Annotated in this window: 9 protein-coding genes; 1 reads left to right on the forward strand and 8 read right to left on the reverse strand. The window is 55.0% G+C overall.

The genetic code is table 11. The annotated features are described in order from the left end of the window. Positions 1 to 85 precede the first annotated feature (85 nt). From HV213_RS22455 to HV213_RS22465, 3 genes are all read right to left on the reverse strand, one after another. A complete protein-coding gene (locus HV213_RS22455; protein ID WP_181483366.1) occupies positions 86 to 1954 on the reverse strand; it encodes an amidohydrolase in 1869 nt (622 codons plus the stop codon). Positions 1955 to 1978: 24 nt separating this feature from the next. Continuing rightward, entirely contained in the window at positions 1979 to 2524 is a 546-nt protein-coding gene (locus HV213_RS22460; protein ID WP_181483367.1) for an antibiotic biosynthesis monooxygenase, read from the reverse strand. A 185-nt stretch (positions 2525 to 2709) separates the two neighbouring features. Further along, positions 2710 to 3351 carry a hydrolase gene (locus HV213_RS22465; RefSeq protein ID WP_112214107.1) on the reverse strand — a complete coding sequence of 214 codons (642 nt, stop codon included), beginning with the start codon at positions 3349 to 3351 and terminating at the stop codon, positions 2710 to 2712. A gap of 291 nt (positions 3352 to 3642) precedes the next feature. Here HV213_RS22465 and HV213_RS22470 point away from each other — a divergent pair, with 291 nt between their 5' ends. Continuing rightward, a complete protein-coding gene (locus HV213_RS22470) occupies positions 3643 to 4545 on the forward strand; it encodes a LysR family transcriptional regulator (protein ID WP_181483368.1) in 903 nt (300 codons plus the stop codon). Here the strand turns inward: HV213_RS22470 and malZ are convergent. From malZ to phoB, 5 genes are all read right to left on the reverse strand, one after another. Then, positions 4542 to 6359: a maltodextrin glucosidase gene (gene malZ / locus HV213_RS22475; RefSeq protein ID WP_181483369.1), complete on the reverse strand. Its 1818-nt coding sequence runs from the start codon at positions 6357 to 6359 to the stop codon at positions 4542 to 4544. The genes HV213_RS22470 and malZ overlap by 4 nt on opposite strands. A gap of 152 nt (positions 6360 to 6511) precedes the next feature. Continuing rightward, complete coding sequence (gene proY / locus HV213_RS22480) at positions 6512 to 7882, reverse strand: proline-specific permease ProY (RefSeq protein ID WP_181483370.1); 1371 nt, start codon at positions 7880 to 7882, stop codon at positions 6512 to 6514. A 249-nt stretch (positions 7883 to 8131) separates the two neighbouring features. Beyond that, on the reverse strand, positions 8132 to 9451 hold the full coding sequence (gene brnQ, locus HV213_RS22485) for a branched-chain amino acid transporter carrier protein BrnQ (RefSeq protein WP_181483371.1): 1320 nt from the start codon (positions 9449 to 9451) through the stop codon (positions 8132 to 8134). 412 nt (positions 9452 to 9863) lie between these two features. Beyond that, positions 9864 to 11159 carry a phosphate regulon sensor histidine kinase PhoR gene (gene phoR / locus HV213_RS22490; RefSeq protein ID WP_181483372.1) on the reverse strand — a complete coding sequence of 432 codons (1296 nt, stop codon included), beginning with the start codon at positions 11157 to 11159 and terminating at the stop codon, positions 9864 to 9866. Between the two features lie 21 nt (positions 11160 to 11180). Further along, positions 11181 to 11870, reverse strand: coding sequence for a phosphate response regulator transcription factor PhoB (gene phoB / locus HV213_RS22495; protein WP_181483373.1), 690 nt, complete (start codon positions 11868 to 11870; stop codon positions 11181 to 11183). Between the last annotated feature and the right edge of the window lie 35 nt (positions 11871 to 11905).

Here is an 11905-nt window from a genome sequence, read left to right on the forward strand (position 1 = left end):
GCATTTGTGTTATCCCGTAGCGAAGTGAACCGCTTTTCAGAAAAGATAATCAGCCCTTACGCGGGGTAAGGGCTGCGATCAAAAACTAAAATGCAAAGCAAGAGCAGCCCAGCACACCCCAGAATGCCTGCTCATCAGCAACCGGAATAGACGATTTGCGCGCAATATTATGCTGATGCCCATGTACTCCACAGCTGCCACAGCACTGGTGCATCTGGACTATCGCGCCAATTTTCGACGCCGTCGGCGGCGCTGAACGGTAATGTCCCGGCACCTTCACTACCGGAGACCACTCAGGCAGCACGGGGATTGGCGGTGGAGCCAGCGGCGAGAAGTGCCCAGCGGCGTAAACGACTTTGCCGTCAACGAACGTCAACACCGACTCGATTCCCTTAATTTCCTCTTCCGCGACGCTAAAGTAGTCTTTAGACAGCACCACCAGGTCGGCAAGCTGATCTGGCTCGATACGCCCTTTCTTACCCTGTTCGCTGGAGAACCACGCGCTTCCCGCGGTCCACAATTCCAGCGCCACGTCGCGCGGCAGGCGGTTGCTTTCGTCGTACATCGCCATCCCGCCAACCGTCCGCCCGGAAACCAGCCAGTAAAGCGCAGTCCACGGGTTGTAGCTCGCCACGCGGGTGGCATCCGTGCCCAATCCTACCGGCACGTCCAGCTCAAGCATCTTCGCTACCGGCGGGGTATGTTTGACCGCATCTTTGCCGTAGCGGTCGACAAAATATTCGCCCTGGAAAGCCATCCGGTGCTGCACCGCAATACCGCCGCCCAGCGCTTTCACGCGTTCGATATTACGCTCGGTAATGGTTTCCGCGTGATCAAAGAACCAGTGCAGGCCGTTGAACGGAATATCGCGGTTGACCTTCTCGAAGACGTCGAGCATCCGGCTGATAGACTCATCATAGGTCGCGTGCAGGCGGAACGGCCAGCGGTGTTCGACAAGATGGCGCACCACCCTTTCCAGCTCGTCTTCCATCCCTTGCGGCAGATCCGGGCGCGGCTGGAGGAAGTCTTCAAAATCCGCCGCCGAGAAGACCAGCATCTCCCCGGCACCGTTAGCACGGTAAAAATCAGTCCCCTGCCCCGGCTTGAGCATGTCGGTCCAGCGCTCAAAGTCTTCCAGCTCCTGCTTTGGTCGCTGGGTAAACAGGTTATAGGCGATACGCACGGTCATCTGCTCTTTGGCGTGTAACTGCTCAATAATTTCATAATCTTCCGGGTAGTTCTGAAAACCGCCTCCGGCATCGATAGCGCTGGTCAGCCCCAGGCGATTCAGTTCACGCATAAACTGACGCGTTGAGTTGATCTGCAGCTCCAGCGGCAGCTTCGGCCCTTTCGCCAGCGTCGAATAAAGGATCATCGCATTGGGTTTGGCGATCAGCATCCCGGTCGGGTTACCCTTAGCGTCGCGAACGATCTCGCCGCCAGCAGGATCCGGGGTCTCTTTGGTATAGCCCACCGCCTTTAATGCTGCGCGGTTAAGCAGCGCGCGATCGTAGAGATGCAGAACGAATACCGGGGTATCCGGCGCGGCGTCATTCAGCTCTTCGAGGGTTGGCATCCGCCGTTCGGCAAACTGGAATTCGCTCCAGCCACCCACCACCCGCACCCACTGCGGCGACGGCGTACGGTCGGCCTGATCTTTAAGCATCCGCAGCGCGTCCGCCAGCGAAGGCACGCCCTCCCAGCGCAGTTCAAGATTGTAGTTCAGACCGCCGCGGATCAGGTGCAGGTGGGAGTCGTTCAGGCCGGGGATCACCGTATGGCCTTTGAGATCGATAATTTGCGTTCCTTCCGCGGCAAAGCTCATGATCCGATCGTGACTACCGGCGGCGAGAATTTTACCGTTGGCGATCGCCACCGCATCGGCAAGCGGGTTTTGACGATCGAGAGTATGAACCCGACCGTGGGTCAGGATCAGTGTGGCAGTTTGCGACATAACGCTCTCCTTCAGGAGGCTGACTCAGTTTTTCTTTAACCAGCCAGCAAACAGACGGGTCACGATGGGCATCCAGAACCAGACCACCAGCGCGACCACACAGGCATCATTGATCAAATGCAGTAACAGACTTCCCTTCAGCGAGGGCAATAGCATTCCGGTTACCGTGGGCACCAGATTGGTACTGGGGAAAATCACCAGCAAGGTGATAAAAAATTGCTTCCAGCGCAGCGGCTGACGGACGTTGGCAGCCGGTGGCGTAAACCAAAAGGCCGGTTCGGTGCGTACTTCGGTCCGGTCGCCTTCGCTCAGCAGCGGTGCGATTTCGGCCACCAGCTCGCGACGCGTTTCTGACTGCGTCCAGGCGTAAAGATGCTCAATGGTGTCAAAGCGAATGATAACGCTCCATAACTTCTGCCCGGCGACCGGGCGAATCACGTTGGCGCCAAGATGTCCGGGAAACTCCGCCGCAATCGGCATAATTTTACCCAGCCACTCTTCATAACGTTGGCCATGTTCGGGGTCGAGTACATGACTGATAACCAGGGTCACCGATTTCTGCTGCGCCATTAAGAGTTCCTTGCTTCAGGGTAATGACGGGATTTACCCCGCCATCAGCCATAAATGACAATACACAAAATCATTCATGCTGCATCGAGGCGGCAAGGTTGTACGTCCCCGGGAGGTGACATAAGTCAGTGACCGGGGCGGGCAAACGAAGCCAACAAAGAGGCAGCTTGAAGGATGAAGTGTATTTAGGCTTGACGCTCCGGCGCGCCATGCACCATGGTATACGCGTAATCCACGCCCATTCCGTAAGCGCCGCTGTGCTCGCGCACCAGGTCCATCACTGCGTCATAGGTCTCTTTACGTGACCAGTCGCGCTGATACTCAAGCAGCACCTGCTGCCAGGTCACCGGCACCGCACCGGCCTGAACCATACGATCAATTGAGCGTTCGTGGGCATCAACCGAGGTGCCGCCAGAGGTATCGGTCACCACATAAACTTCATATCCTTCATCCAGCGCCATCAGCGCCGGGAAGGTCAGGCACACTTCGGTCCACAGAGCAGAGATAATCAATTTTTTACGCCCCGTCGCTTTTACCGCCGCCACAAAAGCCGCATCTTCCCAGGAGTTCATCGACGTGCGTTCAATGGGCTTCACATCAGGATGTACCGCCAGCAGTTCTGGCCAGATATAGCCGCTGAAGCTTTTAGTTTCTACTGAAGTATAAATCACCGGAACATTAAAAATTTTCCCAGCCTTGGCCAGAGCCACCGTATTATTTTTCAGCGTCTGGCGATCAATATTAGCCACGCCAAAAGACATTTGCGGCTGGTGGTCAATAAAAATAAGAGCAGAGTTAGAGGGATCGATCAGTTCACGAATAGACATAACATATCCTGTTAATCAATGAGTTAAAAAGATACTACCGTAGCCGTTGTACTGTCTGGATCCTGACTGATAAAGCATGGTGAGTATAGTCAGTAATTTCTAACGAGTTATTAAAGTTTTTTTTCTAATTTATTTCTGAAGAAAAAGTTATGGCTATTAAATTATCCATCACCATATTAATGAATTTATGTTCATCAAAATTTTACGCTTAACTGTTCTAAATTATTCACTGGAACTGAATATCAGCCTTCGGTAAAACGTAGAGACTATTTTTTTGTTGGAATTTGACTCATGCGTTTAAACCTTGATGTCCTGCTGATCCTCGACGCGCTGGACAGATATGGCTCTTTTGCCACCGCCGCCGAGTCACTCTTTAAGACCCCCGCCGCGCTGAGCTACATGATCCAAAAACTGGAGAACGATCTGAATATTACCTTGCTGGATCGCTCCGGACATCGGGCTAAATTTACCGATACTGGCAGAATGATGCTGGAGAAGGGGCGATTGTTGCTGAATGCTGCCAAAGATCTGGAAAAGCAGGCGGTTCAGCTCAGCGCCGGTTGGGAACGGGATCTGGCCATCGCACTGGATGACTCTTTCCCTTTTAATGCACTGTTACCGCTGATCGACGAGTTCTACTCACTGCATCCGCAAACCCGGCTTAACTTTACCCATCATACTCTCGCCGGTTCATGGGAAGAACTCACCCACAACGGGGCGGATATTATTCTCGGAGCGATTAATGAACCGCCAACGTCTGCCGAATGGTCGTGGAAAATGCTCGGCACAATGGACAATATTTTCGTCGTTGCGCCGGGGCATCCACTGGCGAAAACCACCCAATCGCTGACCAACAAACAGCTGAGCCTGCATCGCGCGGTGGTGATCAGCGACAGCGCACGCAATTGCCATCCACTTAACAGCAATCTGCTGGATGAACAGCCGCAAATTCGCGTCGATAGCTTCGCCAGCAAAGTAGAATTGTTACGCGCCGGGCTGGGCTGCGGCTTTTTACCGCGCCATATCGCCCGGCAGTGGCTGGAAAGCGGCGAGCTGGTGGAAAAGCCCGTCACTTCGTTTCGTGAGAAAGATATTACCTATATGGCCTGGCGTAGCGGGAATGACGGGCTGGCCCAGCGCTGGTGGCGTGAGGCCATTCTCCAGGACGAAAGACTGAGCCAGCTCTATCATTAACGGCTAAACCACACGTTGGCCGAGATAGCGGGTAGCGTCAGCACACCGTCGTGCAGTGCACCGGCTCCCTCTTTCAACTGCCAGCCGTTAACATCAAGCAGCGGTGAATCCTCAATAACGACCTCGCAGGCTTCGCCACGGTTAATCGCCACCAGCACCCGCTGCTGCTTATAGACGCGCGCGAACACTACCACGTTCTCTTCGGCATAAATCACCTGGCAGCCGCCGTAGCGCAGCGCCTGATTAGCCTTACGCAGCTTGCTCATACGCTTATACAAGCCGAGCAGACAGCCATCCTGTAATGCCGGATCCCACGGGAACGGCTTACGGCAGAACGGATCGTTATTGCCATCCACGCCGACTTCATCACCGTAATAAATGCACGGTACGCCCGGCCAGCTAAACAGCCATACCACCGCCAGCGGCAAACGTGCCACATCCTTACCCAGTAGAGACTTAAAGCGGGCAGTATCGTGGCTATCGAGCTGATTGAACATCCGCAACTGCTGCTGATGCGATAGCCCGGCGCGATAGTTATCCATCCACGCCATGCAGGTTTGCGCATCGATTTTCTGCGGATCGTAGGAGATATCGGTATTGGCGAGGAAGCCCCACAGCGGGAAGGTAAACCCGCGGTAGTTCATCGCTGAATCTTCGGCATCAGCCTGTAGCCACTGGCGCGCATCGCCGAAATGCTCACCAAACACAAAGGCGTCCGGCCGCTCTTGCTTCGCCGCCTGAGTAATTCCGGCGATATGGCGCAGGTTATTACGCGCCCCGCCGCCCTCGCCCAGCATATGCACCACGTCCAGCCGCCAGCCGTCCATGCTCCACGGCGCTTTTAGCCAGTGGCGCACGACGCTATCTTCTCCGCCGTAGATTTCATTGACCAGGGTCTCTGATCGATAATCCAGCTTCGGCAAGCTGGCGTATCCCAACCAATCGTGGGCAACGCCCTCTGGGGAAAAGTTATACCAGCCGCGCCACGGCGAAGCGGCATCGTGACAGGCACCGCCGCTGCCGCGCTGATGGCGATCGAACCAGGCGTGCGAATCACCGCTGTGGTTGAACACGCCATCAAGGATCAGACGCATTCCCTCTTTTTGCGTATTGTGGCGCAGGCGCAGCAGCGCCGCATCGCCGCCAAACTGCGGGTCAACGCGCCGATAATCTTCGGTGTCGTATTTATGCACGCTGGGGGCGACAAAGACCGGGTTCAAATACAGCGCCGTGACGCCAAGCTGCTTCAGATACGGCAGCTTTTCGCTGATACCATCCAGATCGCCGCCATAAAAGGTGGAGCCGCCCGCCTCGCCGGTGAGCGGTTCATCCCACTCTTTACGCACAATGTCGTGACCGGCTGCGTGATGATAGTAAACCTTGTCCTGTTCAGCCTCGCGCGACTGGCTGCGGGCAAAACGGTCGGGGAAAATCTGGTAAAACACCTGGTCGGCCACCCACTGCGGCCCGCTGTCCGGAACATCGACGGCAAACTGCTCCAGCCGCGCCGGTGGAAAACGGTTGAACCCCTGCGGCGTGAACCACAGCTGACGGTCGGCCCACAGCAGCTTGAAGCTATAGCGCCGACGCGGCTGCCCGTTGACGAGGTTGATTTCCCCGCGCCAGGCTACCACGCCTGGATGCGGCTCCTGCCGCAGACGATGCATCGGCAGCGAAAGCTCTTCATTGTCCTCCTCCGCACGCAACGTCACTCGCGGCGGCAAATCGTCGCCGCTTAGCCATAATGTAATAAACAGTCGTTCCTGCTGTTCCTTAATAAACGGAGCAACCGGGAGGTGCCATGCCTTCAACATCGTTATTCCTCTCTTTGCAGAATGGGCACACCTTGCCACAGCGTACAGGCGTATGACTCATCATCGGCAGAATTATTGGGGGAGGATGGCGGGGGTGGAGGGATCTCTTGCCGGATAGCCTGAGCGTATCCGGCAAAGAGAGAACAAAATGGCTACGCCTTCGCCAGCTTACGGTCGCGACGAGTTTTAAACTGCCAGCCCACCAGCAGCAGGATAATCCACGCAAAACCGACGTACAGCGAGATGCGGGTATCCGGATGATAACCAATCAGACCAATAATAAAGACGAGGAATATCAGTCCGATAACCGTCGTCGTTACCCCGCCCGGCACCTTAAACTTCAGCGCTTGCGCCTCTTCCGGCGGCAGACGGCGGCGGAAGGCAATCTGCGACAGCAGGATCATAATCCACACCCACACCGTGGCGAAGGTGGCCAGCGAGGCAATCACCAGGAAGACGTTCTCCGGCATGATGTAGTTAAGATAGACCGCAAACAGCAGCGCAATGGTCATCACCATTACCGTCACCCACGGCACCCCGCGGCGTGACGTTTTGGCAAACATTTTCGGCGCGCTGCCCTGCTCCGCCATACCGTGCAGCATGCGCCCCACGCCAAAGACGTCAGAGTTAATCGCCGACAGCGAAGCGGTCAGCACCACAAAGTTCAGGATGCTGGCGGCAAAGGTGATACCCAAATGCTGGAAGGTTAAGACAAACGGGCTACCGTTCGTTCCAACCTGATTCCACGGGTAGATAGACATAATCACGAACAGCGTGCCGACGTAAAACACCAGGATACGCATCGGGACCGAGTTAATGGCGCGCGGAATGGATTTCTCCGGGTCTTCCGCTTCACCAGCCGTGATACCGATGATTTCAATCCCGCCGTAGGCGAACATCACCATCTGCAACGACATCACCATCCCCAGCCAGCCGTTGCTGAAGAAGCCACCGTTGCTCCATAGATTATGGATGCCGGTCGGCTGGCCGCCGTTACCAATACCCCAGATAATGATGCCGAAACCGGCCAGAATCATGATGATAATAGTGGCGACTTTGAAGAAGGAGAACCAGAACTCCAGCTCGCCAAAGACCTTCACGCTCATCAGGTTGACGGCGCAGATGATCAACACCACGCTGAGCACCCAAATCCAGTGCGGCACTGCCGGGAACCAGACGCCCATATAGATGCCGAAGGCTGTTACATCGGCGATGGCGACGATCAGGATTTCAAAACAGTAGGTCCAGCCGGTGATGTAACCCGCCAGCGGGCCAAGGTAGTCCTGCGCGTAGCGTGAGAACGAGCTGGCGGCAGGGTTATGCACCGACATCTCGCCCAGCGCGCGCATAATAATGTACGCCGCAACGCCGCCGATAATATAAGCCAGCAGGACGCTCGGCCCCGCCATTTTAATCGCATCAGCCGAGCCATAGAAAAGCCCGGTACCGATTGCCGAACCAAGAGCCATAAAACGAATATGCCGGGTACTTAGCCCACGCTTAAGCTTGTTACTACTTTCCATCGTGTTCCATGCCGTTTGTCTCCCCTGGCCTTTGCGGGGGCAAAGTTCAAAAGGAGCATATACCCTAAATAATTCGAGTTGCTTGAAGGCGGCAAGGGAGCGAATCCCCAGGAGCATAGATAACTATGTGACTGGGGGAGCGAGCGTAGCCAACGCACAAGCAACTTGAAGTATGACAGGTAGAACCAAAAAACAAAAAACCACGGGAAGTTAAACCCCGTGGTTCATCACTTAAATTTTCGACGTCGTTTAGTGTGCGCCGGATGTCACCTGACGCCCTACGGCACGATCCCAAACAACGGCCAGAATCAGCATTACTGCGGTCGGCATCAGCCAGGCCAGTCCCTGTTCTGCCAGAGGCAGACGCGCGGCCCAGGATGGCATAAAGTCGGCAAACGGTGACGCTTTAATGCCGTCAATAATACCAAACATCAGGCTGATAAACATGGCCGGTGCAATAACGCGGGACGAATTATGCCACCAACCGCGGGTAAAGCTTAATACAACCAGTGCGATACACGGCGGGTAGATTGCCGTCAGCACCGGAATCGAAATCTGAATCAGATGGCTCAGCCCCAGATTGGAGACCGCCATCGAGAACAGGCCGAGGATAAACACCAGCGTGCGGTAAGAGAACGGCAGATACTGGGCGAAGAACTCCGCACAAGCACAGGTCAGGCCAACCGCCGTGACCAGACAGGCGAGAAAGATCAGCGCCGCCAGCAGGAAACTCCCCGCACCGCCGAAGGTGTGCTGTACGTAAGCGTGCAGAATCGCCGCGCCGTTGGCGGATTGCTCGACCAGCATGCCGCTATCGGAACCGAGGCGGAACAGCGCCAGATACAACAGCGTCAGGCCAACACCGGCCATCAGGCCTGCCCAGACAGTGTAGCGGGTCAGCAAGCGGGCTTCAGTGACGCCACGGGAACGCGCGGCGTTGACAATCACGATACCAAAGACCATCGCCCCGAGGGTATCCATGGTCAGGTAACCGTTGACGAAGCCGTTAGAAAACGGTGCGGTGCGATAGGCTTCCATCGCGTGGCTCAGCGGACCGGCAGGCCAGACGAACGCCGCAACGGCAAGAATAATCAGCGCGATGATTTTCAGCGGCGCGAGAAAATTTCCCACCGTATCCAGCAGCTTGCCCGGATAGAGCGAAACGAGGATCACCAGTGCAAAATAGATAACGCTATAAATCAGCAGCGGCAGCGGACCATCACCGGTTAGCGGGGCAATCCCTACTTCAAAAGAGACGGTAGCGGTACGCGGAGTAGCGAACAGCGGCCCCACAGCCAGATAGCAGACCACAGCCAGCAGGATACCGGCGACTTTACCAATCGGCGTGCTCAGGCTCTCGACGCCGCCGCCGACTTTCGCCAATGCCACGACCGTTAGCACCGGTAAACCCACGGCGGTAATCAGAAAGCCAATAGCCGCGGTCCAGACGTGTTCACCAGCCTGTAAGCCAACCATCGGAGGGAAGATAATATTGCCTGCGCCGACGAACAGCGCGAAGGTCATAAAGCCCAACGCAATGATGTCGCGAGATTTTAACTGATGGGTCATAAATTCATTACTGCCTGTGGATGTGGTGTTGTAAAAACGGATAAATACCGCGCCTTCCCTTAGGGGATGATACAGCGGCCATTGTCAGTAAACTCAGCGGGATATGCTCCCAAAGCGGCGTGGAAAAGAATTGTTTTTTGAATTACCACGCAAAAACAGTCTGTCTGCGACTGTAGGGGGGCAATTTAAACGCTTATAACGTTTTAAAGCAAGGAGGGATCGTAAAAGCAGATGATTATGCTAACTCTATTTTCATAGTCAGAATGATTGACCTGACTGATGGAAAACATGTGGCTTATCATGCGAACAAAAAAGCAGCGAACGTTCGTTAATTACGCAAAACGAAATTGCCTGCAAATGAAAATGACCAGCCGAAGCTGGTCATTGGCAACTAATGCTGACAGGGCAGGAACTAGGGCTCATTTTTGGCAATTAAACGTTCCGGCAGCAAGAAGCTAAAACGCGTCCCTTTGCCCAGCGTGCTTTCAATTTCAAGACGGCTGTCGTGATGACTGATCGCGTGTTTAACAATCGCCAGCCCCAAACCGCTGCCGCCGGTTTGCCGCGATCGTGCCTTATCAACGCGGTAGAAACGTTCGGTCAGGCGCGGAATATGCTCCGGAGAAATTCCCGGCCCGTTATCCTCGACGCTAAACAACGCGCCGTGGGATGCCCGCTGCCAGCTCACGGTGATTTCCGTTCCCGCCGGGGTATGATTGACCGCGTTATACACCAGGTTGGAAATCGCGCTACGCAGTTGTTCTTCATTCCCCAACACTTTCAGCGACTCATCGACGGAAAAATGCAGAACATGCTTCTGCTGACTCAGGGTTTGCGCCTCGCGCTCCACCACCCGCAGCATCATCGGCACATCGATTCTATCGTTCATCGCCAGTACCGGAGCGGCCTCTATCCGTGACAGCGTCAGTAGTTGTTTCACCAGGCCTTCCATACGCTGGGTTTGCTCGCGCATGGTGTGTAACGCTTTCTCGCGCGTGCCCCCTTCCAGTATCTGTTCCTGCATCATCTCCAGATACCCCTGCAACACCGTTAGTGGGGTTCGCAGTTCGTGGCTGACGTTAGCAAAGAAGTTACGTCGCGCCCCTTCGAGCTGATGCATCTGCGTAACATCGCGCGCCACCATCAGCAGCTGTTTGTCGCTGTAGGGCATCACGCGAATTTCCAGATGGCGGGCGTTATTCAACACCAGATTCAAAGGCTTCGAGAAATCACGATATTTCAGGTAGTTGGCAAATTCCGGGTAGCGCAGCAGGTTAAGGATGTTCTGTCCGTTATCGTCCGGCCAGCGCAGATTAAGCGTCTGCTGGGCCAGGCCATTACACCAGAACATCACGCCATCTTCGGTAGTTAAAACCACGGCATCAGGGAGAGATTCTGCGCCGCTGCGAAAACGCTTTATAAGACTACCCAGCTCGCGGCGGCGCTTTTTATTACGCATCTGCATCTGATGCAGGCCGTACAGCAGCGGTTCCCAACTGCCGCTGCCCGGCGGTGGCGTCATGCTGCGGTCAACCCACAGCCACCACGACAGACGCATAAGATTCCAGAAATGCCAGATAAGAAGGCCCGTTACCGCCGCCAATAAAAACCACGGCAGATAACCAAAAAACGCCCCAAGGATCAGGGCCGGGATACAACATAAGAAAAGCTCAAGCGCCAGCCTTTTCCATGACAGCCGTTCCAGCACGGTTCACACTCCTGTCGAGATTCAGAAACGGGCGGAGAAACGATATCCCGTGCCGCGAACCGTTTGTACCATCCGGTCATGGCCGCTATGTTCCAGCGCTTTACGCAGGCGGCGAATATGCACATCCACCGTTCTGTCTTCTACATATACGTTAGTTCCCCAAACGTGGTTGAGCAGCTGTTCGCGGCTATAAACACGCTCCGGGTGGGTCATAAAGAAGTGTAATAATTTAAACTCGGTCGGCCCCATATCCAGCGGGTTTTCACCGGTCATGACGCGATGTGAAGAAGGATCGAGGCTCAGCCCCTGCATTTCAATCACCTCTTCCACCGCCATCGGCGAAATGCGCCGCATCACGGCTTTAATTCGCGCCACCAGCTCTTTCGGCGAGAATGGCTTGGTGATGTAATCATCCGCGCCGGTTTCCAGGCCGCGAACGCGATCTTCCTCTTCACCACGGGCGGTTAACATCACCACCGGAATCTCGCGGGTCATCGCTTCGCGCTTGAGCTGTTTAATAAACTGTAAACCTGAACCACCCGGTAGCATCCAGTCGAGCAGGATCAAATCAGGCCAGGGTTCATTGAGTTGATTGACCGCGCTGTCAAAATCTTCCGCCTCGATGGGCTGAAAGCCGTTTTGCTCCAGAACAAAGCAGACCATTTCGCGGATTGGAGCTTCATCTTCAACGACCAGAATTCTTCTCGCCATTATTTACCCTGTATTTTTTAGCCATCAGTATAGAA

It is taken from the genome of Klebsiella sp. RHBSTW-00484 (genome assembly GCF_013705725.1).
GTDB lineage: Bacteria > Pseudomonadota > Gammaproteobacteria > Enterobacterales > Enterobacteriaceae > Klebsiella.

Coding starts and splice junctions, on each gene's coding strand:
- malZ (WP_181483369.1), bottom strand. CDS start 6,359: ATGTTGAAGGCATGGCACCTCCCGGTTGCTCCGTTTATTAAGGAACAG.
- brnQ (WP_181483371.1), bottom strand. CDS start 9,451: ATGACCCATCAGTTAAAATCTCGCGACATCATTGCGTTGGGCTTTATG.
- HV213_RS22470 (WP_181483368.1), top strand. CDS start 3,643: ATGCGTTTAAACCTTGATGTCCTGCTGATCCTCGACGCGCTGGACAGA.
- proY (WP_181483370.1), bottom strand. CDS start 7,882: ATGGAAAGTAGTAACAAGCTTAAGCGTGGGCTAAGTACCCGGCATATT.
- HV213_RS22460 (WP_181483367.1), bottom strand. CDS start 2,524: ATGGCGCAGCAGAAATCGGTGACCCTGGTTATCAGTCATGTACTCGAC.
- phoB (WP_181483373.1), bottom strand. CDS start 11,870: ATGGCGAGAAGAATTCTGGTCGTTGAAGATGAAGCTCCAATCCGCGAA.
- HV213_RS22465 (WP_112214107.1), bottom strand. CDS start 3,351: ATGTCTATTCGTGAACTGATCGATCCCTCTAACTCTGCTCTTATTTTT.
- HV213_RS22455 (WP_181483366.1), bottom strand. CDS start 1,954: ATGTCGCAAACTGCCACACTGATCCTGACCCACGGTCGGGTTCATACT.